At 69.4% G+C, this 21,790-nt stretch carries 22 protein-coding genes and 1 tRNA gene; 13 read left to right on the top strand and 10 right to left on the bottom strand.

Features of this window, described 5'->3' with window-relative positions:
* The first annotated feature begins 265 nt into the window (after positions 1-265).
* The gene (locus QZ271_RS08060) at positions 266-1,213 is read left to right on the top strand and encodes a hypothetical protein (RefSeq protein ID WP_291430301.1); all 948 of its coding nucleotides are present in this window, start codon (positions 266-268) and stop codon (positions 1,211-1,213) included.
* 39 nt (positions 1,214-1,252) lie between these two features.
* On the opposite strand, the gene QZ271_RS08055 is transcribed toward QZ271_RS08060, so the two are convergent.
* Genes QZ271_RS08055 through QZ271_RS08045 form a run of 3 tightly spaced genes read right to left on the bottom strand, consistent with a single transcriptional unit; the run spans position 1,253 to position 3,029 of the window.
* Entirely contained in the window at positions 1,253-1,711 is a 459-nt protein-coding gene (locus QZ271_RS08055; protein WP_291430299.1) for an inorganic diphosphatase, read from the bottom strand.
* A complete protein-coding gene (locus tag QZ271_RS08050) occupies positions 1,708-2,085 on the bottom strand; it encodes a hypothetical protein (RefSeq protein ID WP_291430297.1) in 378 nt (125 codons plus the stop codon). Before QZ271_RS08050 ends, QZ271_RS08055 begins: the two co-directional genes overlap by 4 nt.
* 47 nt (positions 2,086-2,132) lie before the next feature.
* Positions 2,133-3,029 carry an alpha/beta hydrolase gene (locus QZ271_RS08045; protein ID WP_291430296.1) on the bottom strand — a complete coding sequence of 299 codons (897 nt, stop codon included), beginning with the start codon at positions 3,027-3,029 and terminating at the stop codon, positions 2,133-2,135.
* A gap of 265 nt (positions 3,030-3,294) precedes the next feature.
* Between QZ271_RS08045 and QZ271_RS08040 the strand changes: the two genes are divergently transcribed.
* Both QZ271_RS08040 and sdaAB read left to right on the top strand, forming a co-directional pair.
* Positions 3,295-4,593, top strand: a complete 1,299-nt coding sequence (locus QZ271_RS08040; protein ID WP_291430294.1) for a lycopene cyclase family protein — start codon at positions 3,295-3,297, stop codon at positions 4,591-4,593.
* A gap of 159 nt (positions 4,594-4,752) precedes the next feature.
* Complete coding sequence (gene sdaAB / locus QZ271_RS08035) at positions 4,753-5,418, top strand: L-serine ammonia-lyase, iron-sulfur-dependent subunit beta (RefSeq protein WP_291430292.1); 666 nt, start codon at positions 4,753-4,755, stop codon at positions 5,416-5,418.
* A gap of 203 nt (positions 5,419-5,621) precedes the next feature.
* Here sdaAB and QZ271_RS08030 read toward each other — a convergent pair whose 3' ends face one another.
* Positions 5,622-6,362 carry an IclR family transcriptional regulator gene (locus tag QZ271_RS08030; RefSeq protein ID WP_291430289.1) on the bottom strand — a complete coding sequence of 247 codons (741 nt, stop codon included), beginning with the start codon at positions 6,360-6,362 and terminating at the stop codon, positions 5,622-5,624.
* Positions 6,363-6,541: 179 nt separating this feature from the next.
* Between QZ271_RS08030 and hutU the strand changes: the two genes are divergently transcribed.
* From hutU to sdaAA, 5 genes are all read left to right on the top strand, one after another.
* On the top strand, positions 6,542-8,248 hold the full coding sequence (gene hutU / locus QZ271_RS08025; RefSeq protein ID WP_291430287.1) for a urocanate hydratase: 1,707 nt from the start codon (positions 6,542-6,544) through the stop codon (positions 8,246-8,248).
* The gene (locus QZ271_RS08020; protein ID WP_291430285.1) at positions 8,245-9,183 is read left to right on the top strand and encodes an arginase family protein; all 939 of its coding nucleotides are present in this window, start codon (positions 8,245-8,247) and stop codon (positions 9,181-9,183) included. Before hutU ends, QZ271_RS08020 begins: the two co-directional genes overlap by 4 nt.
* A complete protein-coding gene (gene hutI, locus QZ271_RS08015; protein ID WP_291430283.1) occupies positions 9,180-10,379 on the top strand; it encodes an imidazolonepropionase in 1,200 nt (399 codons plus the stop codon). The genes QZ271_RS08020 and hutI overlap by 4 nt, the downstream gene beginning before the upstream one ends.
* A gap of 190 nt (positions 10,380-10,569) precedes the next feature.
* Positions 10,570-12,072 (top strand): histidine ammonia-lyase, encoded by a 1,503-nt coding sequence (hutH, locus tag QZ271_RS08010; RefSeq protein WP_291430281.1) that lies wholly within the window; start codon positions 10,570-10,572, stop codon positions 12,070-12,072.
* A gap of 130 nt (positions 12,073-12,202) precedes the next feature.
* A complete protein-coding gene (sdaAA, locus tag QZ271_RS08005) occupies positions 12,203-13,090 on the top strand; it encodes an L-serine ammonia-lyase, iron-sulfur-dependent, subunit alpha (RefSeq protein ID WP_291430279.1) in 888 nt (295 codons plus the stop codon).
* Positions 13,091-13,144: 54 nt separating this feature from the next.
* Here sdaAA and QZ271_RS08000 read toward each other — a convergent pair whose 3' ends face one another.
* The 5 genes from QZ271_RS08000 to QZ271_RS07980 all read right to left on the bottom strand — a co-directional run bounded on the left by QZ271_RS08000 (position 13,145) and on the right by QZ271_RS07980 (position 16,480).
* Positions 13,145-13,615, bottom strand: a complete 471-nt coding sequence (locus QZ271_RS08000; RefSeq protein ID WP_291430278.1) for a hypothetical protein — start codon at positions 13,613-13,615, stop codon at positions 13,145-13,147.
* Positions 13,612-13,917, bottom strand: a complete 306-nt coding sequence (locus QZ271_RS07995) for a PadR family transcriptional regulator (RefSeq protein WP_291430275.1) — start codon at positions 13,915-13,917, stop codon at positions 13,612-13,614. The genes QZ271_RS08000 and QZ271_RS07995 overlap by 4 nt, the downstream gene beginning before the upstream one ends.
* 103 nt (positions 13,918-14,020) lie before the next feature.
* Positions 14,021-15,208 (bottom strand): calcium/proton exchanger, encoded by a 1,188-nt coding sequence (gene cax / locus QZ271_RS07990; protein WP_291430274.1) that lies wholly within the window; start codon positions 15,206-15,208, stop codon positions 14,021-14,023.
* Positions 15,209-15,401: 193 nt separating this feature from the next.
* Positions 15,402-16,133: an HAD family phosphatase gene (locus tag QZ271_RS07985; RefSeq protein ID WP_291430272.1), complete on the bottom strand. Its 732-nt coding sequence runs from the start codon at positions 16,131-16,133 to the stop codon at positions 15,402-15,404.
* On the bottom strand, positions 16,130-16,480 hold the full coding sequence (locus tag QZ271_RS07980) for a histidine triad nucleotide-binding protein (protein WP_291430271.1): 351 nt from the start codon (positions 16,478-16,480) through the stop codon (positions 16,130-16,132). Before QZ271_RS07980 ends, QZ271_RS07985 begins: the two co-directional genes overlap by 4 nt.
* A gap of 209 nt (positions 16,481-16,689) precedes the next feature.
* Here QZ271_RS07980 and glmM point away from each other — a divergent pair, with 209 nt between their 5' ends.
* On the top strand, positions 16,690-18,021 hold the full coding sequence (gene glmM / locus QZ271_RS07975; RefSeq protein ID WP_291430270.1) for a phosphoglucosamine mutase: 1,332 nt from the start codon (positions 16,690-16,692) through the stop codon (positions 18,019-18,021).
* A 526-nt stretch (positions 18,022-18,547) separates the two neighbouring features.
* Positions 18,548-19,075: a hypothetical protein gene (locus tag QZ271_RS07970; RefSeq protein WP_291430269.1), complete on the top strand. Its 528-nt coding sequence runs from the start codon at positions 18,548-18,550 to the stop codon at positions 19,073-19,075.
* Between the two features lie 286 nt (positions 19,076-19,361).
* Here the strand turns inward: QZ271_RS07970 and rpsT are convergent, their stop codons facing one another.
* Positions 19,362-19,640: a 30S ribosomal protein S20 gene (gene rpsT / locus QZ271_RS07965; protein ID WP_291430267.1), complete on the bottom strand. Its 279-nt coding sequence runs from the start codon at positions 19,638-19,640 to the stop codon at positions 19,362-19,364.
* A gap of 206 nt (positions 19,641-19,846) precedes the next feature.
* Between rpsT and QZ271_RS07960 the strand changes: the two genes are divergently transcribed.
* The 3 genes from QZ271_RS07960 (at position 19,847) to QZ271_RS07950 (ending at position 21,464) form a co-directional block, all read left to right on the top strand.
* Positions 19,847-20,506: a RecX family transcriptional regulator gene (locus QZ271_RS07960; RefSeq protein WP_291430265.1), complete on the top strand. Its 660-nt coding sequence runs from the start codon at positions 19,847-19,849 to the stop codon at positions 20,504-20,506.
* 80 nt (positions 20,507-20,586) lie between these two features.
* Positions 20,587-20,663 (top strand) — tRNA-Pro (locus QZ271_RS07955).
* 96 nt (positions 20,664-20,759) lie between these two features.
* A complete protein-coding gene (locus tag QZ271_RS07950) occupies positions 20,760-21,464 on the top strand; it encodes a metallophosphoesterase (RefSeq protein WP_291430263.1) in 705 nt (234 codons plus the stop codon).
* The last annotated feature ends 326 nt before the right edge of the window (positions 21,465-21,790 follow it).

Here is a 21,790-nt window from a genome sequence, read left to right as displayed (position 1 = left end):
ACTGGTCAGCGTGTTCACGGGGGATATTCTCATGCCCAATTTCTCTGTCTGATCGTCCCCTGCTGAGCAGTTACCTTAATTCGCTACAGTTCTGATTCAATCCGAGCGGACGCGAGGAGGAACAGCCCACGCCCCTTCGCGGTATGGAGCCACAGACGGCGCTTTTCCGACTGTGGCGCAGTGGAGCGGCAGTCCGTATCACAAGGAATCCGAATGACATCCGCATGACCTCCTGCCGCCGCAACACTTCTACACTGGGGGCCGAATGCGCGTTTTGCTGCTGCTCCTGCTTGTGCTGCTTACGGCGTGCGCCCCCCGGGTGACGCCGCCCGCCGCGCACACGCCGCCCCTGAACCTGGCTGGCCCGCCGCCCGACGTGGTGATCCTGTCGGTCTCCGGCCGGTGCGGGCCGCCCTGTCAGGCCCCCCGCGACAACGTGGATTACCTGTCCGGGCGCGGCACTCTGGACGCCGTGGCCAGCGTGTTCACCGCGCGCGGCCTGAGCGTGCAGGCCAGCGGCTACGCCAGCCACCCCGCCAGGCAGTTCCGGTCGCCGTTTGTTGGGGCCGACCAGCGCGGGTACGCGGCGCTACAGGACGACCTGAACGCCATCAAACCCTGGCTGCGCGGCCCCCACCCGCCCCGGCTGGTGCTGCTGGGACACTCGCAGGGCGCCGTGTGGCTGCACCACCTGACCCGCGTGAACCCCGACGTGACCTTCGACGTGCAGCTTGACCTGGACGCGATCTGCGTGGGTTGGCGCAGCGACTTCCAGGCGCTGCTGCGCGCCCACGACCAGACACCCAGCCTGCTGGAAGCCTGCGAATCCATCCAGGTGAACGGCGCACGGCGCAACATCAAGGACGTCGTGTGGCCCAACGTGACCGTCAACCTGGAAGTGCAGAGCAAACGCTACCCGGCCCGCAGCGCCAGCGGCGGCCTGCCCGTCAACTACGTGTTCGACCCGTTCGGGAACACCCGCCTGGACGGCACCCGACAGGGCTTGCGTCTGTTCGTCTCGCCCCGCGAGGATCACAGCGCCATCACCTCGCCGCGCGGTGACGCTCTGGCGTGGGTGAGTGCGCGCCTCACGCAGGTCGTGCAGTCCTGGACGCCCGCCCACTCAATCCGGCCCGCCCAGTCCACCCAGCCAGCCCAGTCCACCCAGCCAGCCCCATCAACCCGGCCCGCCCTGCCGCCCGCGAACCCCTGAGGCCGTTCCATCGCAGCGCCGGATGCTGCCGCCCCGTGATTATGGTGTGCTGCGGTCAGCCAGCCACGCGGCGGCCTCGTGGGCTGGTCGCAGGCGGGCGCCCCGGTCGGGCGGGAACCAGTTCAGGAGGGCCTGCACGGCCGCGCCGCCCGGTGGGCCGTCTGCCGCGCCGTCCTGGGCGGTGGAACGCGCGTCGAAGATGACCTTGTGATCGCCGTCGTGCAGGTGCAGCAGCCCCACCGGGGCCAGCGTGAGGCGCGTGCCGACCGGCAGCGGATCGCCCAGCCACACGGCGTCTACCTCGGCGGCGTCGGCGGGATTCCAGGTGCCGGGCACGCAGCCGTAATTGACGGGCGCCTCCCACGCCTCGGTCCGCAGCGGTTCGAGCTGCCCGGCGCGCCAGATGAACCGCTCGCGGGTGCCGGCCGTCCACTCGATCACGCCGTCCCAGGTGCGCGGCTGCGGCCTGGCTGCTGGAGTCTCGGCTGCTGGGGTCACGGCTGCACCTCGTACAGTTCGACCTGCCGCAGGACGGTCCCGCCGAACGACAGGACGGCGCGGTACGTGCCGGGTTGGGCGGCCGCCCACGTGAAGTCGGCGCGGCGCTGCGACAGATCCAGGTACACGCTGTCGGTCCCCAGCAGTCGGCCGCCGTCGAACCAGCGGACGCTCAGAAAGCCCGGCTCGAAGCGGCCGTCCACCTGCGCCGAGAGCTTCAGGGTCTCGCCCTGGCGCTCCAGCGTGGCGCCCGTGAGACGCACGGGCAGATTCACGTTCACCTGCGCGGGAATCAGCGGCACGAAGGTGTAACGGCAGCCGCCCAGCAGCGGCGCGCACGCCAGGGCAACGAGAAGCAGGGCGGAGCGGGACATGCGCCCAATCTACCGCCCCTGCCTGCCCTGCCGCCCCCCCCGGCGGATCACTTCAGGCGGCGTTCCTCGATGAAGCGGATGACCTGCGCGCGCGTGTCGCCCAGGAACGTCAGGGGGCGGGACATGGCCGCGATGATCGTGATGTGCCCAAGGCGCGGCAGCACCTTCAGTTCCACCGGCACACCCGCCGCACGCAGGGCGCGTTCCATGTTCACGGCGTTGTACGCCCCGACCGTATTGTCGTTCTGCGCGGCAAGCAGCAGGTGCGGGGGTGCGTCGGCGCGCACGTGGCGGTCTGGCATGACCTCGTCCGGGGTGGCGCCCGCCGGGAAGGCCACAGCCGACTGGAAGGCGCGGAAATCGAAGGAGTACGGCCCGGCCACGCCGATCACACCCCGGACACTACTGACCGGCACGTTCACCCCGGCCAGCCAGCGGGCGTTATCGACCATCTCGGCGGCGTTGAAGCCCCCGGCCGAGTGGCCCATCACGAACAGGTTGTCGGGGCTGCCGCCGAAGGTGCTGGCCTCAGCGCGCAGCATCTTCAGGGCCTGCGCGGCGTCCTGCACGTACGACGGGTACACGTTCTGCGGCGCGAGGCGGTAACTCATGACGCCCGTCACGTACCCGGCCCGCGCCAGGGACTCCCCGACGAACTTGTGGCCGTCCTTGTCGCCGCCCTGCCAGGAGCCGCCGTGAATGAACAGCACGACCGGCGCGCCCTGCGCGTTCTGTGGTGCGTAGATGTCCATGACGTTGCGGGCGTCCGGGCCGTACGACACGTTGCTCTGCACCTTCAGGCCAGCGGTGCTGGTCACGTTGTTCAGGAACCCCTGCGCGCCGTCTTGCGAGCAGGCGGCCAGGGACAGACCCAGGGCCAGCGCGCCCGCCCCGAGCAGCAGGCGGCGGGCAGCGGGGCGGCGGGAGGAGTGGTCAGGGCTCATGCGCGCAGGCTAGAGTGCCGCCCGGACGGAATGTTGCGTGCCGCAACACACTCGGTCTTTCCTGGGAGCCCGGTTGACGGTTTGCACCCACCGCTCAACTCAGGCGGACCCGGAGGGCGGGGGCAAGCAGCGTAGAGGCCAGCGGGGCGGGTGCCGGGCGGGTCGGCACGTTCTTGGTCCCGGCCGCACGTGAGGCCCGGTGCCGGTCCCGGCGGGTGCGCGCGCACACTCGCGCCGGGGCGCGCCGCGCTAGCCTGCGGGCCACATGACCGACGCTCCTTTGCCCACGGGCCTGTCCGGGCCGCCCACGGACGCCCTGATCGTCGGGGCGGGGCCGGCCGGACTGGCCCTGGCCGCCGAACTGAGCGCGCGCGGCCTGAGCGTCCGCGTGACCGACCCGGCCCCGCACGCGCCGTTTCCGGCCACGTACGGCGCGTGGTGGGACGACCTGCCCGTCTGGGCGCGGGACTGCGCGGCGCACACCTGGGCAGACGTGCGCGTGCACACCGGGCCGCAGCCCACGCCGCTCCTGCGGCCGTACACGCTGCTGGACAACGCGGCCCTGCGCGCCGCCCTGCTGGGCCGGGCCGGGCCGGGGCTGACCCTCACGGCCGCGCGGGTGGACGGCGCCGCTGTCAGGATGGACGGGGCCACCCGCACAGCAGGCGGCTGGACCGCGTGGGGCACCCAGGCTGGGACGCCCGCCCGCTGGGAGGCCCGCGTGGTCATCGACGCCAGCGGTCACAGGCCCGCGCTGCTGCGGCACCCGGACCGCCACCCGGACGGCGCGGCCCTCCAGACGGCGTACGGGATCGTGGCGACCTTCGACCGGCCGCCCAGTGCGCCCGGCGCGGCTGTGTGGATGGACTACCGCACGCCGCACGGAGACCCGCCCACTGACCGGCGCGGCGCCACGTTCCTGTACGCCATGCACCTGGGCGGCAACCGGTACTTTGTGGAGGAAACCAGCCTGATCGCCCGGCCCGCCCCCACCCGCCAGGACCTACAGGCCCGCCTGCACGCCCGCCTGCGCGCCCAGGGCACCCCGCCGCGCGAGATCATCAGTGACGAGTGGGTGTCCTTTCCCATGAACACCGCTCCCCCCGCAGCCGGTGTGGGGAGCGTGCTGGCTTTCGGGGCCGCCGCCGGACTGGTCCACCCCATCAGCGGTTTTCAGGTGAGCGGCGCGCTGCGGGACGCTCCGGCCGTGGCAGACGCCACCGCGCGGGCGCTGCGGGACGGCCGTGACCCGGTGCAGGCCGGCTGGGACGCCCTGTGGCCCCCGGAGCGCCGCGCCGCCCGCGCTGTGCATCTGCTGGGCGTGCAGGCCCTGCTGAACCTGCCGCCCCGCGCCCTGCCCGCCTTCTTCGCCGCGTTCTTCGCGTTGCCGCCCGCGCGCTGGCACGCATTCCTGGACCCGCGCACCCCGCCCGGCCCGCTGGCGCGCACCATGCTGCGGCTGTTCGCGCACGCGCCCGCCCACGTGCGACTGCCGCTGGCCCGGGCCGCGCTGCGGCACGCCGGGACCAGCCTGCACGCCCTGAACGCCGCCGCACGCTCCTAAGTACCTTGAAGCCACCATTGCGAGATTCCGGGAAAACACCTGAACCTCTCCATTCTCGCTCCAACGTACTTTCTTCTGCTCCGCGCTCCGCGCGGTTTATCTACAGGATAGAGGTACTGGACTCCGACCGCCTGATCGTGGCACGCGTACACTGACCCCATGAGCCTTCTGGACATGATCGGCCCGGTGATGATCGGCCCCAGCAGCAGCCACACGGCCGGCGCCTGCCGTCTGGGACTGGTCGCGCACCACCTGCTGGGCGAGGCGCCGCGCGGCGCGGTCATCGACCTGCACGCCTCTTTCGCCAAGACCGGGCGCGGGCACGGCACGCACCTCGCCTTGATCGCCGGTCTGCTGGGCATGCGGCCTGACGACCAGCGCCTCCCGCACGCCTTCGCGCAGGCGCAGGAGGCCGGACTGACCTTCGAGTTCCGTGACACGGACCTGGGCGACGTGCACCCGAACACCGCCCGGATCGCCGTGAAGGGCGACACGCGCACCCTGACCGTGCAGGGCAGCAGCACGGGCGGCGGCGTGATCCAGGTGTCGCAGGTGCAGGGTCTGGGCGTGAACTTCAGTGCCGCCAGTCCCACCGTCCTGCTGCGCTACTCGGACGCGGTCGGCATGATCGCCCGCATCGCGAGTACCATTGCCGCCGACGGCGTGAACATCGCCACACTGACCTGCACCCGCGAGACCCGCGGCGGTCAGGCGCTGCTGGCCATTGAACTCGATCAGGCCCTGAGCCCCGAGGCGCTGGCGTTCCTGAACCGCTGGCCCGACGTGAACTGGGTGCGGATGCTCCCCAAACTGATGGACGGCTAGAGCCAGATGGGCGCAGAACAGCAGACGCCTGATTCGGACTCCGATATGACCGTTCGCTCACCAGTTCCAGCCCGCTCACCAGTTCCAGCCGGGGAGACCCCCAGGGTTGAGCCGCCCAGTCAGCAGGAGGTAAGTGGGTTCCGCGCGCGCAGTCGGCGATCCGGTGCGGTCCACAGTGGAGAATGAACCAGAAGGCCGCCGCATCAGTCCGGCCGCCACCCCAGCTCCCAGCTGAGCGCGTCGGCTGCGTCCCGCAGGGAGCGCAGCGGCGCGTCCCGCCCGCGCAGCGCCTGTGTGGGCAGGCTGATCCCCAGCGCGGCCAGCACCCGGCCCCCCGCGCCACGGACCGGCACGGCGAGACTGGCGGTGCCGTCCGCCCACTCGTCCGCCGTGACCGCGTACCCGTCCCGGCAGACCGTCTCGGCCTGCGCCTGCCAGGCCTGCCGGTCCGTGGTGGTGCGCGCCGTGAACCCCTGCGCTCCCACCGGGAGGGGCCGACCGGCCAGCGCCAGCAGGAGTTTGCCGCTGGCGGTCGCGTGGGCGGGCAGCTCGAAATCCAGTTCGCCTGCCACGGGCGGCCCATCGCGGCCCTGCACACTGCGCGCCACGCACAGCACCCGGTTCTCGCCGTCCAGTACGCACAGGAACGCCAGGCAATGCGTTCCGCGCGCCACGCGTTCCATCGCTGCGTGCGCCGGGCCGTACCACGGCAGGCTGCCGTACAGGGCGCTCGACAGTTTCAGCAGCCGCCAGCCCAGCCGGTAGCGGCCCCTCGCCACGCGCACCAGCAGGCCAGTCTCGACCAGTGCCAGCAGCTGCTCGTGCAGGGTGCTGGTCGGGAGGCCCAGGTGCCGCGACAGCTCCGAGAGGCGCCACTCGGTGTGATCCGCGTCGAAGGCCGTCAGGACATTCACCGCGCCGGACAGCAGGGAAGAGGAAGGCACGCGCGTAGTCTGCCACGTTTCCGGCCACACCGGAAAACTGTCTTGCCGCCCCACAGAGACAGCCGCAAGATGACCACAACGCCAAAGGCCTGCCCTTCCCCGCACGGAGACGCCACCCACCCCCTGTACTGCCACGTATCAGCACCGCCACGTTCCAGCACCGCCCCGGAGGAAATCCCATGACCCAGCCCCCCAACACGGCCCCCGAATCTGCCCCCGTCGTGCGCGCCCCGCGCGGCCCAAACAGGACCGCCAAGGGCTGGGTTCAGGAAGCCGCCAAGCGCATGCTCATGAACAACCTTGACCCGGAGGTGGCCGAACACCCCGACTCCCTGGTCGTGTACGGCGGGCGCGGCAAGGCGGCCCGCAACTGGGCGGCGTTCCACCGGATCGTGGAGACGCTCGACCGGCTGGAGAACGACGAGACCCTGCTGATCCAGTCCGGCAAGCCGGTCGCCGTGCTCAAGACGCACGAGTGGGCGCCGCGTGTGCTGCTCGCCAACTCCAACCTCGTGCCGCACTGGGCGAACTGGGAGACCTTCGACAGGCTCGATCAGGCGGGCCTGATGATGTACGGCCAGATGACCGCCGGAAGCTGGATCTACATCGGCACGCAGGGCATCCTTCAGGGCACGTACGAGACGTTCGCCAGCGCCGCCATCAAGCACTTCGGCGGCAGCCTGAAAGGCACGGTGACCGTCACGGCCGGACTGGGCGGCATGGGCGGCGCGCAACCGCTCGCGGTGAAACTCGCCGGGGGCGTGAGCATCACCATCGAGATCGACCCGACCCGCATCCAGAAACGCCTTGACACCCGCTACCTCGACGAGGTCGCCACGAGCCTGGAAGACGCCATTGCCCGCGCTGAACAGTACAAGGCCGGGGGCGTCGCGCGGTCCATCGGCGTGCAGGGCAACGCCGCCGAACTCGTCCCGCAGCTCGTAACCATGAACTGGACGCCGGACCTGATCACCGACCAGACGAGCGCCCACGACCCCATGTGGGGCTACCTGCCCATCCTCGCGCCCGACGAGGACGCCAATAAACTCCGCACCGACCACGCCGACGAGTATCGCCAGCGTGCGTACGACGCGATGGCTGCGCACGTCCGCGCCATTCTGGAACTCCAGCGGCGCGGCGCAGTCGCCTTCGACTACGGCAACAACCTCCGCCACCGCGCGCAGGAAGCCGGAGTGGACAACGCCTTTGACTACCCCGGTTTCGTGCCTGCCTTCATCCGCGACTCCTTCTGCGAAGGGCGCGGCCCCTTCCGCTGGGTGGCCCTGTCGGGCGATCCCGAGGACATCCGCGCCACCGACCGGGCGCTGCTGGAACTCTTCCCGCACGACGAACGCCTGCAATCCTGGCTCACGTACGCCGCCGACCAGATCGCCTTCCAGGGCCTGCCCGCCCGCATCTGCTGGCTCGGGTACCGGGAACGCGACCGGGCCGCGCTGCTGTTCAACGAGATGGTCGCCGACGGCCGCTTAAAAGCCCCCATCGTCATCGGCCGCGACCACCTCGACGCCGGAAGCGTCGCCAGCCCCTACCGCGAAACGGAAGCCATGCTGGACGGCAGCGACGCCGTGAGCGACTGGCCCCTCCTGAACTTCGGCCTTGGCATTGCCAGTGGGGCCAGCTGGATGAGCTTCCACCACGGCGGCGGCGTCGGCCTGGGCTTTTCACAGCACAGCGGCCTCGTCATCGTCGCCGACGGTACCCCGGAGGCCGCGCAGAAACTGTCCCGTGCGCTGACCAACGACCCCGGCATGGGCGTCATCCGCCATGCCGACGCCGGCTACGACCACGCGCTGGATGTGGCCCGCGAACGCGGCCTGGACCTGCCCAGCCTCGGTATCTCAGATCACACCAGGGGCGGGCAGTGACCCAGCCTGCCCACCTGCCTTACGGCGGCATTCCCACCTTCGCCCGCGCGCCGATGGTTCAGCCCGAGGGGGACTGGACGGCAGACGTGGCCGTGCTGGGCGTTCCCTTCGATATTGCGCTGGGCTTCCGCCCCGGCGCCCGCTTTGCGCCGCGTGCGCTGCGGGAGGCGAGCCTGCGGAGCGTGCCGCCCTTTACTGGGTTGGACGGCGTGACGAGGCTGGCGGGCGTGACCTTCGTGGACGCGGGGGACGTGGTGTTGCCCAGTCTGGAGCCGGAACTGGCGCGGGGGCGGATCAGCGCAGCGGCGGAGCACGTGCGGGACCGCTGCAGGCTTCCCGTTTTCCTGGGCGGCGATCACAGCGTCACGTACCCGCTCCTGCGGGCCTTCGCGGGCGTGCCGGACCTGCATGTGGTGCAGCTGGACGCGCACCTGGATTTCACAGACAGCCGCAATGACACCCGCTACAGCAACAGCAGCCCCTTCCGCCGCGCGTGCGAAGAGCTGCCGAACCTCGTGCACATCACGACCATCGGCCTGCGCGGCCTGCGTTTTGACCCGGAAGCCGTGGCGGCGGCGCGCGCCCGTGGGCACACCCTGATCCCCATGACGGAGGTAGCAGGCGACCTGCCGGGCGTGCTGGCCCGCCTGCCACATGGAAAGAACGTGTACCTCAGCGTGGACGTGGACGGCTTCGACCCCAGTGTGATTCCCGGCACGAGCAGCCCCGAACCGGACGGCCTGACGTACGCGCAGGGCGCGAGCATTCTGGCGGAAACTGCGCGGCACAACACCATCGTCGGACTGGACGTGGTGGAACTCGCCCCGAACCTCGACCCCACCGGCCGCAGTGAACTCCTGATGGCGCGGCTGATCATGGAAACGCTGTGCGCCGTGGACGAATTCAGCTCCGCGCAGCCGGGGTGGACACGATGACCCAAACTCTGTTCACGAACATCAGCGGGCTCGTCACGCCGGGGGTGGGCGCGCAGCGCGGCGCGGCCATGCGCGACCTGACCGTCATTCCCGACGCCGCCCTGCTGGTCCGGGACGGCGTGATCCGCTGGGTCGGCCCGCGCGCCGAGGCTCCCCGCCACGTGCCAGAGCATGATCTGGGCGGCGTGGCCGTCGTGCCCGGCCTGACCGACCCGCACACGCACGCCGTGTGGGCCGGCGAACGGCTCGCGGACTTCGAGGCGCGCATTTCCGGCGTCCCGTACGAGGAAATCCTGGCGCGCGGCGGTGGCATCCGCTCCTCCATGCGGGCGACCGGGGCGGCGGGCGTGGACGAACTGGTGGCGCTCGCCCGGCCCCGCCTGCGGGCGCTGCGGGACTCCGGCGCGACGACCACCGAGGTCAAGAGCGGGTACGGCCTGGACTTCGGCGCCGAACGGCGGATGCTCCAGGCCGTCCGCGTCCTTCAGGCGGAATTTCAGCTCGTGCCGACCCTGCTGATTCACGTGCCGCCCACCGAGAGCCGCGCCGAGTACGTGCAGGCCGTGTGCCACGACCTCATTCCCGGCGTTGCGCACGACGGACTGGCGACGGCCGTGGACGTGTTCACCGAGCGCGAGGCGTTCACGGTGGAGGAGACACGCGCCATCCTCCAGGCCGCGAAGGCACACGGCCTCCAGACGAAGCTGCACGCCGATCAGTTCCACGCCATCGGCGGCACGGAACTCGCGTGCGAGTTGGGCGCGCTCAGCGTGGATCACCTAGAGGCTAGTGGCCCCGCGCAGATCGCCGCGCTGGCCGCGTCGAACACCGTGGCGACCATCCTGCCCGGCGTGACGCTGCACCTGGGCCTGCCCGCCGCGCCGGGCCGCGCCCTGATCGACGCGGGCGCTGCCGTCGCTGTGGGCACCGACCTGAACCCCGGTTCCTCCCCCGTGTTCAGTGCGGGGCTGGCGCTGGCCCTCGCCGTGCGCCTGTGCCGCCTGACGCCTGCCGAGGCGCTGACCGCCTGCACCGTGAACGCCGCTGCCGCCCTTGGCCTGAGTGACCGGGGAGCCCTCGCGCCCGGCCAGCGCGCCCACTTCCTCGCCCTGCACAGCGCCGACTGGCGCGACCTGCCCTACACTCTCGGCGCAAACCCGGTACGGAACGTGTTCATCGGCGGAACTCCCGTCTGATATGGATTCCGCTCCACTGCGCCACAGTCGGGAAGACACCGCCTGCGGCTCCGTACCGCGAAATCCATATGTTGTTCCTACTCGCATCCGCTCGGATTGATTTGGTGCAGTTCCAAATCAATCGGAATCCGTCTGAGCCGTTCCCATCAACCATCCTCCATCACCCATCAACCCTCCGAAGGAGCCCTCTGTGATTCTCGATCAACACCTGTCCCTGCCCCAGTTTCTGTCCGTCGTGCGTGGCGGCGAGTCCGTTCAGCTGGCCGACGCCGCGCGCGAGCGCATCCTCCGTGCGCGGGCGGTGATCGAGCGGATCGTGGACGGTCAGGCGGCGGTGTACGGCGTGAACACGGGCTTCGGGAAGTTCGCGTCCGTGCAGGTGCCGCGTGAGGGACTGGAGGAGTTGCAGCTGAACCTGATCCTGTCGCACGCGATCGGGGTGGGGGAGAACCTGCCGGGCGAGGTGGTGCGCGGCATGCTGCTGCTCCGCGCGCAGTCCCTGGCGCTGGGGCATTCGGGGGTACGCCCCGAGGTGGTGGACCTGCTGCTCTCGCTGCTGAACGCGGGGGCGCACCCGGTCATTCCGGCGCAGGGGAGCGTGGGCGCTTCGGGTGACCTGGCGCCGCTGGCGCACCTGGCACTGGGCCTGATTGGACTGGGCGACATGGAATTCCGGGGGCAGGTGCGGCCCAGCGCGGACGTGCTCGCGGAACTCGGCCTGAACCCGCTGACGTTGCAGGCGAAGGAGGGGCTGGCCCTGATCAACGGCACGCAGCTGATGGGGAGCCTGCTGGCCCTGGCGGTCGCGGACGCGCGCACGCTGCTGGGCACGGCCAACCTCGCGGCGGCCATGACGGTCGAGGCGATGTACGGCTCTCACCGGCCGTTCCAGCCGGACGTGATCGGCCTGCGCCCCCACCCCGGCGCGGTCGCGGTGGCCGACGAACTGCGGTTCTTCCTGCGGGACTCGCAGATCGCGCCGTCGCACGCGGTGGGGGACGGGAAGGTGCAGGACGCGTACTCGCTGCGGGCCGCGCCGCAGGTGCATGGCGCGAGCCTGGACGCGCTGACGCACGCCGAGCGGGTGCTGGCCGTGGAGTTCGCGTCCGTGACCGACAACCCCCTGATCTTCCCGGACACCGGGGACGTGGTGAGCGGCGGAAACTTCCACGGGCAGCCGCTGGCCGTGACCATCGACGCACTCAAGGTCGCCGTGGCGGAACTGGGCAGCATCAGCGAGCGCCGCTGCGAGCAGCTCCTGAACCCGGCCCTGTCGGGTCTGCCGGGGTTCCTGACCCCGCAGGGCGGCCTGAACAGCGGCTTCATGATTGCGCAGTACACGGCCGCCGCGCTTGTCAGCGAGAACAAGGTGCTCGCGCACCCCGCCAGCGTGGACACCATTCCCACCAGCGCCAACCAGGAGGATCACGTCAGCATGGGCGCACACGGCGCGCGGCAGCTGCGGGCCATTCTGGAGAACGTGCAGAACGTCATCGGGATCGAACTGCTGTGCGCCGCGCAGGCCCTGGACTTCCAGAACCTCCACGCCGGGCGCGGGGCGCAGGCCGCCTGGGAGCACATCCGCGCGCACATCCCCAACATGACCCGCGACCGCTACTACCGCCCCGACCTCCTGAAGATCGTGGAAATGGTGCGGGCCGGGGAGCTGCTCCGCGTGGCACGCGGCGCGTAGCGAAGTCCGTATCGGCCGTCCGTGCGGCCCGGACGACCCTGTGCGCTGCTGATTCGGCTAGACAGGTCCGGCCTTAGGATGGGGTCCACTTCCACGTGCCTCCGCCCCTCACGCCTGAACCAAGGAACCCATGACCACCCTCGACGACATCCTGAACGCACCCGCCCCCGCCTCCGAGTGGATTCTGGCGCAGGACTGCGCTGAAACCGGCCTGCACCCAGATGATATCCGCACCGAGATGCTGCGCCGCATCCGCGAAATGCGCGACAGCATCCAGCGCGGTCTGAGCAGTGAGGCTAAAAGCATTACCGGCATGGTCGGCTGGAACGCCAAGGGTCTCTGGGACGCCCCGGACGCCCTCGGCGCGCCCCTGCTGCGGCGCGTGCAGGCCTACGCCATGGCCGTGAACGAGGAGAACGCCCGCATGGGCCGCATCGTCGCGGCGCCCACCGCCGGGAGTGCCGGCACCATTCCCGGCGCGCTGATCGGTGTGGCCGACCACCTCGGCATCCCGGACGAGCGGCTGGTCAGTCCCATGATCCTCGCCGCCGGGATCGGCAAGGCCATCTCTAAGCGCATGTTCATCAGCGGCGCTGCGGGCGGCTGTCAGGCCGAGATCGGCTCCAGCGCTGCCATGGCCGCCGCCGCCATCGTCGAACTGATGGGCGGCACACCGCGCGCCGCCGTGCACGCCGCCAGCATGGCCCTGATGAACACCATCGGTCTGGTCTGCGACCCGGTGGGCGGGTACGTGGAGGTGCCCTGCGTGAGCCGCAACGCCTTCTACGCCGTGCACGCGGTGAGCGCCGCGCAGCTGGCGCTGGCGCAACTGGAATCCTTCATTCCGCCCGACGAGGTTCTGGGTGCGATGGCCAGCGTGGGGCGCATGATGCCCGCCGCACTGCGCGAAACGGCCGAAGGTGGCCTTGCCCAGACGCCGACCGGTCTGGCCGTCACCGCCCGCATGGAAGGCAAGGACGGGGAGCCGGGAGGCATGATCGAACTGCCGATGGTCTAAGCGGACAGCAGCGGGCCGACGTGAACTGAGCGTCGGCCCGCCGTCGTCGCGCGTTCAGTGGGCGGCGGAACGGCGCAGCGCCGTCAGATGCCAGACACTCCCCGCTGCGCACGAGGCGATCACGGCCAGCACCGTTACCCCCTGATCGCCCATCCCGGGGTCACGCGGGGCCGCGTCGCCCAGAACAGCCTGTAGCGCCAGCACCGCCAGCCACGCGCCCGGCAGGAAGGCCAGCGCGCCCGCTCCGGCTTCCAGCGGTCCCACGCGGCGCAGGCCCAGCAGTGCGCCCACCACGCCCGACCCGATCATCTCGCCCAGCCACAGCCCAGCCGGCAGGTCGTGATGCCAGACGAACTGGCTGAGCAGCACCACGCCCACGCCCAGAGCGGCAAACACCGCCGCCGCCAGACCCGCAGCGCGCCACCCGAACCGCCCCGCCGCCAGTTGGGTTTCCATGGCCCACCGGCGGTCGTTCACACTGTCGGCCTCGTGCTGCATGGCGGTCCTCCACTCGTCGGGGGTCATGTCAGGGCGCCGGTCGTGCCGTGCGCGGTGGGCGTGGGTTCGTGGCGGTCGCGGGCCAGCCGGAGGCCACTTTGAGTCAGGCGGTAGATGTGCCGGGGGGGTTTGCCGGGGTGGGGGGACTGTTCCCACTGGGCGTCCAGGTGGCCCTGCTCGTGCAGGCGCTGGAGGATGGGGTAGAGGGTGCCGCTTTTCAGGGCGGTGGTCTTGGACAGGTCGTAGCCGTAGGTATGGGCGGGGTAGGTCTGCTGAAGGGCGTGCAGCACGGCCCTCGTGTGCGGGCTGGTGTTGGGGGAGCGGGGCATAGCATATTAACAACATATGTAGACTTTGCTGTCGAGGGACAGAGCAGCAGAAGAACCGCTGCCTCCGTTCAGTGCGCAGGCGGCGGTTCCCGATTCCCAGCTCTCAGGCGGCGGCGGGCATTCCCGGCGTGTGCGTGTAGGCCTGCCCGTACACCTGCACCGTCCCGGCAGGCACGGGCAGACTGGCCCCCTCGCCCTGCGCGCGCGGCGTGACGAAGTAGAACGACAGGCCCAGCAGCAGGTACACGGCGATCAGCAGCACGCCCTCGAACCAGGTGGCCTCGCCGTCCTTGGTGACGGTCGTGACGATCAACGCGACGGCCACGATGGCAACCAGTTCCAGCGGGCTGGAGAACACCAGGTTCATGGGTTTGCCGATCACGTACGAGATGATCACCAGCACGGGCGCGGTGAACAGCGCCACCTGAATGGTCGCGCCCACCGCGATGTTGATGGCCAGCCCGCTCTGCCCCTTGCGCGCAAAGTAACTCCCGGCGATGTACTCCGCGAAGTTCCCCACGACGGCCAGCACGATGATCCCCAGGAAGAACGGACTGAGGCCCAGCGTGCTGCTCGTGGCTTCCAGCGCGCCGGACAGCATCTCGGATTCCAGGGCGATCAGGGCAGTCGCGCCGATCATGGTCGCGGCGGCCCGCCACACTGGCCACAGGGTCCCGTGTCCGTGCCCCCCCTCCTCTTCCTCCATGGAGAAGGCGTCCTTGTGCGTGACCAGCGTGTACACGAGATTCAGGGCGTATACGGCGATCAGCACGACGGCCACGCCCAGGCTCAGGTACTCGTCGAGGTTCGCGCGGACCGTGTCGCTGCCCGCCAGGAAGTCCGGGAGGCGTTCGGTGTAATCGAACAGCGCCGGGATCAGCAGGGCGATCACCACCAGGAACAGCATGGAGTTCAGTTGCCCGGCGTTCGAGCGACTGAACTTCTGCGTGTTACGCCCGAAACTGCCGATCAGGATGGCCAGACCCAGGCCCAGCAGCGCGTTCCCGATGATGCTGCCCGTGATCTGTGCCTTCACGACCGTGATGTTCCCGGCCAGCAGCACGAAGATGGCGATGATCAGCTCCGCGAGATTCCCGAACGTCACGTTCAGCAGGCCGCCGATGGTCTGCCCGGCGCGGGCCGCCACCTGCTCGGTCGCCTGCCGCAGCAGATCAGCCAGCGGAATGATCGCAATGACAGCCGTCAGAAAGACCCACAGCGGAGGCGCGTGCAGAACATATTCCAGCAGCAAACTGACTGGAATGAAGGTGAGCAGGAGGTTCATCCACATGCCCGCAGTGTAGGCGCGCACCTCTCTTGCGGATTCCGATGGATTCGGTGCAGTTCTGAATCAATCCGAGCGGACGCGAGTAGGAACAATAGACGGACTTCGCGGTGTGAAGCCGCAGGCGGCGCCGTCCCGACTGTGGCGGAACGGAGCGCAGTCCGTATCATGAGGGCGCGCCTTCAGGCTGGGCGGGCGGTCAGGTAGAAGTCGGGAGACCGAGCAGCTGTTGCAACTGCATGTGTGAGGTCACCACGTGCCGCACCCCGGCGGCGCGCAGGTGTGCGGCGTCGTCCGGGTGGGCGTGCCCGGTGGCGAGCAGGCCGATCACGGTCGCCCCGGCCTGCACGCCCGCCGTGACGCCGGGAACGCTGTCCTCGACGACCACGCAGCGCGTGATGTCCGCGCCGAGCTGCGCGGCCGCAAAGGCGTACAGGTCCGGTTCGGGCTTGCCGCGCCCGCCCACCCACGACGGGTCGTAGGCGTGCGCGCCGACCAGGTCTGCCAGTCCGGCCGACGCGAGTTTCATGTGCAGCCGCCCGCGTTCACTGTTGCTGCCCACCGCGAACGGCACGCCCGCCCGCCGCAGGGCTTCAAGCGTGGCGTGTGCGCCCTCGATGGCGTCCAGGGAACCGAAGGCCGCGTTGAAGCGGTCTTCCAGGGTGGGTAAAAAGGCGTCGGTGGGCGTCCAGCCGTGCAGGTCACTCAGGCGCAGCAGGACGTTCGGGAAAGTCTGCCCGACCGCCAGATGAGCGAAGTCGTTCAGGGCCAGCGGCAGGCCGTGGTCGGCCAGCGTGCGCAGCCACACGTCGGCGGCCAGTGCCTCGCTGTCCACCAGCACGCCGTCCAGGTCGAACAGGACCGCGCTGAACGTTCCGGTCCGGGTCGGGCCCGTCAGCGTGGCAGTTGCCACGTCCGGGGGTGCGGTCACTGACCCGGGCCCGTGTCATTGTCCGGGCCGTTCTCCCACCCGGCCAGGATGTGCACGTGCGTGTGAAAGACCATCTGCCCGCCGCCGGGGCCACAGTTTGCGACCAGGCGGTAATCCTGCGCGTGCTGACGCGCCACCCGCGTGGCGGCCAGCCACAACTCGCCCATCTCGGCGGCGTCCGTGATGTCATCCAAGCGCGCCGAGACCTTCTTCGGGATGACCAGCAGGTGAATGGGCGCCTTGGGCGCGATGTCGCGGATGGCAATGTAGTGCTCGTCCTCGAACACGATCTCGCTGGGAATCTCGCGGGCAATGATCCGCTCGAACAGGGTGGGAGAGGTCGTCATGCACTCTACTCTAGCCGTCCCGCCGGAGTGACCCGCGCGCCCGGAATCCCCCATATCCTTTAGCACGCGTTCATGTGGCGCCATGCCCTGAGGGTGGCGCTGTGTCCTGCGGGGCGCGGAGTTGCCGGTCCGGCCCGGTTATCGAAACAGACGGCAACGCGCGTGAGTCAGGTACTCACGCCACTCCCGGGCGTATGATGGGCGTTATCATGAGTGAACGGAAGTACTTTGGAACGGACGGCGTACGCGCCGTGGCGGGCGCTTTTCCCCTGACGGCCTCCTGGGTCATGAGGCTCGGCGCGGCGGCCGGCGAGGTCCTGAAAGAGCAGAACCCGCGCGCCAGCGTCGTGATCGGCAAGGACACCCGCCAGAGCGGCGACATGCTCGAGGCGGCCCTCGCAGCCGGGCTGACCAGCCGGGGCGTAACCGTCATCCACGTGGGCGTGCTTCCCACCCCTGGGGTCAGTTTCCTGACCCGCCACCTGAAAGCCGACGCCGGCGTGGTCATCAGCGCCTCGCACAACCCCTATGAGGACAACGGCATCAAGTTCTTCGGCGCGGACGGCCAGAAACTCCGGGACGCCACCGAACTGCAGATCGAGGCAGCCATTGACCGCGTGGACGCCCTGCCCCCCGTGACCGGCGTGGACCTGGGCGGCGTCACCGACTACGCCGAGGCCGAGCGACTGTACGTCAACTACCTCAGCACGCACGCCCCGGACCTCAGCGGCCTGCGGATCGCCATGGACTGCGCCAACGGCGCGGCGTACCGTGTGGGCCCCAAGGTGTTCCAGGCGGCGGGCGCGGACGTGTTCGCCGTGTACACCACCCCGGACGGCCGCAACATCAACCGCGAGTGCGGCAGCACGCACCTGGACCACCTGCAACGCATTGTGCGCGAAGGGAAGTACGACCTGGGCGTGGCCTTCGACGGTGACGCCGACCGCGCCCTGTTCGTGGACAGCCGCGGGAATGTCGTGCACGGCGACCACATGCTGCTGCTGAACGCCCGCGCGCGCGCGGAGAAGGCCGTCGTGACCACCATCATGGCGAACATGGCCCTCGAGGTGAAACTGAACGAGGCGGGCATTTCCCTGGAACGCACGGCCGTGGGGGACCGCTACGTGCATGAGCGTCTGCACGACCGGCACCTGACCCTGGGTGGCGAGCAGAGCGGTCATATCCTGTTCCTGGACGTGTCGCCTACCGGGGACGGTGTGCTGAGCGCGCTGCTCACGCTGGGCAGCATGCGCGCCACCCAGACCACGCTCGACGCCCTGCACGACGACCTCGTGATGTACCCGCAGACGCTCGTGAACGTGCGCGTCGCCGACAAAAAGGCCATCGCCGTGGACCCCGCCGTGCAGGCCGCCGTCATCGAGGCCGAGACGAAACTGCACGGCAAGGGCCGCGTGAACCTGCGCCCCAGCGGCACCGAGAACCTGATCCGCGTGATGGTCGAAGGCCAGGATGCCGCCGAGATCCACGAGATCGCCCGCGTCCTGGCTGGCGTGGTCCAGACGCGCGGCGCGTCCGCCTGACCCACCGACGGCCCGCCGAAAGCTCCAGATGCGGGCTGATACGGATTCCGATTGATTCGGTGCAGTTCTGAATCAATCCGAGCGGATGCGAGTGGGAACAGCATACGGATTGGGCGTTATGGAGCCACAGTCCGTATGAGATGGAATGCCGTTGACTCAGCGTAGTTCCGAATTAATCTGAGCGGGTACGAATAGGAACAACGGGCGCCCCTCCGCGGTATGCAGAGTAGTCCATTTGAGACGGAATGCCCTCTGTTTCTTTCTCAACCTGGAAGAATGCCGGGTCTCCAACCGCAGGCCCGACAGTCTGCCCTGCTGGCCCTGGGTCCGCCCGGATGGAGCCCCTGTTCCACCAGACTCCATATGACATGAATCTGACGCGCAGCACGCGCGCGGCGGGGGGTATACTTCCCCCAGTAGACCCACGCAGCTCATGAAACTGCGCGGTACATATGAGGGGCACTCCCTGGTCGCCGCCTGGCGCGGCCACCACCACCTCAACCCTACTTGACCTGGAGGTCACGACATGAACACCCGCACCCGCACCGCCCGCATGACCCTGATCGCCGCCCTGACCGGCGCGGCCCTGTTGCCCGCAGCGTACGCCCAGGGCAGCCAGACCAGCCCCCTGACCCTGACGGCCGCGACCCTGGTCGTCACGCAGGAAACCCGCGACGGCAAGAAAGTCGAGGTTCTGACCGACGCCAGCAAAAAGCAGGTGATTCCCGGCTCCGTGCTGGCCCTCACGCAGACCTTCAAGAACGTCAGCAAGGGCACCCTGACCAACATGGCCCTGAACATGAAAGTTGACCCGGCCACCACGTTCCAGCAGGCGTCCTGCACAGTCGGCGGCGTTATCACGCAGTACACCACCGACGGCAAGACCTTCGCCGCCGCGCCCCTCATGAAAACCGTGACTGTGACCGAGAACGGCAAGAGTGTGCAGAAGAAAGTCGAGGTGAAACCCAGCGAGTACACGGGCGTTCGCTGGAACATCCCCCGCCTGAATGCCGGTCAGGAAGGCAGCTGCGCCATGCGCGCCACCGTCAAGTAATCCCGAGCCGACGCGACGAGATGACGAGCGGGTCCCGGGTCGTCTTCACGCAGGAGACGGAATCCGTATCAGGGCCAGCCAGGGCGAGGCCAATCACGTCAGAATTCCTGACGGTATAGCCGAACTCCACACATAACGCAAGGCGGCGATTCCCACCACTGGGGATCGCCGCCTTGACGTAGCTCTGCCGTGACCGAGTTCGATAAGATTGGTCCGCCGGACGTCTGCGCCGCACAAAGCCCCGCCTCACCGCAGGGGTGGGACGGGGCTTGGTGTGCCTGTGGGCTTAGCCCTGCTGGGCGGCCTTGGCCTTGTTGATGGCCTTGGCGAGGCGGCTCTTCTTGCGGGCTGCGGTGTTCTTGTGCAGGGTGCTGCCCTTGGCGGCCTTGTCGATCAGGCTCTCGGCGCGCGCCTGCAGGGTGTTCAGGTCTTCGGCGCCGGTCTGGGCGGCCACGACGGCCTTCTTGGTGAAGGTCTTGATGGTGCTCTTGCGGCTGCGGTTGGTGTTGCGGCGCTTGAGGCTCTGGCGGTGGCGTTTCTGGGCTGATTTGTGACGAAGGGCCATGTGAATTCTCCTTTTCTCCCGCTGCCGCTGTGGCGATGCGGGGCGGTTCCCATGCCGGGGAACACGAGCGTCCGGATGTAGGGTCCGGCGCGGCCGGGCCTGCGCACCACGCTGGGCGGCGGGTCCGGGCTGCCACCCGCGTGGGGTGGGCAACCTCGTGACTATACCTGCCTTTGCGGGCCGTGGCAAGCGGCATACTGGCAGGCATGACCGGACGATACAGACCCGGACGATACAGATCCGGACGTCGCGCCGCCCGCACGCCCGACCCGGAGACTGGGCCGCCGCAGGGTGCTGGGCCGCCGCAGGGCGCCCGGCCCGCGCGGGAACGCACCCCGCAGGAGCAGCGCGACGCCCTGATCGGGTACGCGTTCCGCGCGCTGGGGCAGCGGGCACTGACGCAGGCAGAACTCCGCGCCAAACTGGAGAAACGCAGCGACGACCCACAACTGATCGCGGAGGTCCTGGCGCGCGTGCAGGAACTCGGGTATCAGGACGACGCGCAGGTCGCGCGGGTCGAGGGATCACGGCGCGGTGTGGGCGGCCTGCGCGTCCGGCAGACCCTGAAACGCCGGGGGCTGCCCGATGACCTGATCCGCGAGACCGTGGACGCCCGCGACCCGGACGATGAGACGCAGGTCGTGCGGGAACTGCTCGTGCGCCGCTGGTCATCTTTTGCGCGCAAGCGCGACCCGCAGGCCAGTGCGTTCGGGTTCCTGGCGCGGCGGGGCTTTGCCGGGAACGTTATCTGGCCCGCCATCCGCGAGCACGTCGCCAACCTGCCAGCAGGGGAGGGGCCAGCTGATGACGGGCCAGACGAGGACTGGCAGGATGGCCCGGAAGACCCTCAGGAAGGCCCACAATGACGCGCCCGGCGCCGCTTGACACCCTGCAGGGCGCCGCGTAGACTACCCCCTGCCCTGCGAGACCGGGGAATGGTCGGGTTCGGGGCGTAGCGCAGCCTGGTAGCGCACGTCGTTCGGGACGACGGGGTCGGAGGTTCGAATCCTCTCGCCCCGACCATCATGCAAAAGCGCCTTCCCGTACCATGCGGGAGGGCGCTTTCCTGCTGCCCCAGCCGCCCCGACCCCTTCCCGACCCGGAGACGACCCAGAACCCATGCGCGTGTACGCCATTGCCGACCTGCACCTTGCCACCGTGACCCCGAAACCCATGACGGTCTTCGGGCCGAACTGGGCGGGACACCCGCAGGCCATCTTTGACCAGTGGCGGGAACTGGTGCGCCCGCAGGACCTCGTGCTGCTGCCCGGCGACCTGTCCTGGGCCATGCGCCTCCCGGACGCCATGACCGACCTGGCCCCCATCGCGGCCCTGCCCGGCACCAAGGTGCTGTTGCGCGGCAACCACGACTACTGGTGGCCCACCGCCGGGAAACTCCGCGCGGCGCTGCCTCCCGGCATGCTGGCCGTCGTGAACGACGCGGTGCGTGTGGGTCATGTCGTCGTGTGCGGGTCGCGCGGTTGGCTCACGCCCGGTCACGACGCCCTGAGTGCCGACGACACCCGCCTCCTGGCCCGCGAGGCTGAGCGCCTGAGCCTGAGCGTGACAGCCGCCCGCGCCCAGCGGCAACCCGGCGATCACCTGATCCTGATGCTGCACTACCCGCCCGCCACGCCCCCGTACCCCGCCAATCCCATCACCCGCGTCATTGACGAAGCCCAGCCCGACCTGATCGTGTACGGGCACCTGCACGGCGTGCCCGTACAGCGCAGCATGCAGCACGTCGGTGGGGTGCCTGCGCACCTCGTGGCCGCCGACGTCCTGAAATTCAGGCCCAAACTGCTGCTCGACACCGGCGACTAAGTACACTTCGTTTATCTCGTAGATAAACCGAGCGGAGCGCGGAGCAGAAGGAAGGTACGTTGGAGCGGGAATGGAGAGGTTCCGGCGCGTTCCCGGAATCTCGCCATGTGAGCTTCAAGGTACTTAGCTTCAACGTCCTTAAGCGTCCCCGGATTCCGGGCATCCTGCGCCTGCTCCCATTTCTGCCGCCACACAGCCGGTCGGCGTGCGGCATTCCTAGCCCCGGATGTCACGGCTCAGGGCCTCCACACCATGCCGCACGCGGATCAGCCTTCAGCGCCCACCCATTGCCGTGAATGTCTCCAAATGCCGCGACCCTCATGAGC

Origin of the sequence: Deinococcus sp., from assembly GCF_018260555.1 — a bacterium.
In the GTDB taxonomy this organism is placed as follows: Bacteria; Deinococcota; Deinococci; order Deinococcales; family Deinococcaceae; genus Deinococcus.
Note: the sequence above shows the minus strand (reverse complement) of the source record. Positions and strands in the feature narration are given on the sequence as shown.

Excerpts from the sequence above, each read along its gene's own strand:
- QZ271_RS08060 (WP_291430301.1), top strand. The coding sequence starts at position 266 with ATGCGCGTTTTGCTGCTGCTCCTGCTTGTGCTGCTTACGGCGTGCGCC.
- QZ271_RS08050 (WP_291430297.1), bottom strand. The coding sequence starts at position 2,085 with ATGTCCCGCTCCGCCCTGCTTCTCGTTGCCCTGGCGTGCGCGCCGCTG.
- QZ271_RS08045 (WP_291430296.1), bottom strand. The coding sequence starts at position 3,029 with ATGAGCCCTGACCACTCCTCCCGCCGCCCCGCTGCCCGCCGCCTGCTG.
- QZ271_RS08040 (WP_291430294.1), top strand. The coding sequence starts at position 3,295 with ATGACCGACGCTCCTTTGCCCACGGGCCTGTCCGGGCCGCCCACGGAC.
- sdaAB (WP_291430292.1), top strand. The coding sequence starts at position 4,753 with ATGAGCCTTCTGGACATGATCGGCCCGGTGATGATCGGCCCCAGCAGC.
- hutU (WP_291430287.1), top strand. The coding sequence starts at position 6,542 with ATGACCCAGCCCCCCAACACGGCCCCCGAATCTGCCCCCGTCGTGCGC.
- hutI (WP_291430283.1), top strand. The coding sequence starts at position 9,180 with ATGACCCAAACTCTGTTCACGAACATCAGCGGGCTCGTCACGCCGGGG.
- sdaAA (WP_291430279.1), top strand. The coding sequence starts at position 12,203 with ATGACCACCCTCGACGACATCCTGAACGCACCCGCCCCCGCCTCCGAG.
- QZ271_RS08000 (WP_291430278.1), bottom strand. The coding sequence starts at position 13,615 with ATGACCCCCGACGAGTGGAGGACCGCCATGCAGCACGAGGCCGACAGT.
- QZ271_RS07995 (WP_291430275.1), bottom strand. The coding sequence starts at position 13,917 with ATGCCCCGCTCCCCCAACACCAGCCCGCACACGAGGGCCGTGCTGCAC.
- cax (WP_291430274.1), bottom strand. The coding sequence starts at position 15,208 with ATGTGGATGAACCTCCTGCTCACCTTCATTCCAGTCAGTTTGCTGCTG.
- QZ271_RS07980 (WP_291430271.1), bottom strand. The coding sequence starts at position 16,480 with ATGACGACCTCTCCCACCCTGTTCGAGCGGATCATTGCCCGCGAGATT.
- glmM (WP_291430270.1), top strand. The coding sequence starts at position 16,690 with ATGAGTGAACGGAAGTACTTTGGAACGGACGGCGTACGCGCCGTGGCG.
- QZ271_RS07970 (WP_291430269.1), top strand. The coding sequence starts at position 18,548 with ATGAACACCCGCACCCGCACCGCCCGCATGACCCTGATCGCCGCCCTG.
- rpsT (WP_291430267.1), bottom strand. The coding sequence starts at position 19,640 with ATGGCCCTTCGTCACAAATCAGCCCAGAAACGCCACCGCCAGAGCCTC.
- QZ271_RS07960 (WP_291430265.1), top strand. The coding sequence starts at position 19,847 with ATGACCGGACGATACAGACCCGGACGATACAGATCCGGACGTCGCGCC.
- QZ271_RS07950 (WP_291430263.1), top strand. The coding sequence starts at position 20,760 with ATGCGCGTGTACGCCATTGCCGACCTGCACCTTGCCACCGTGACCCCG.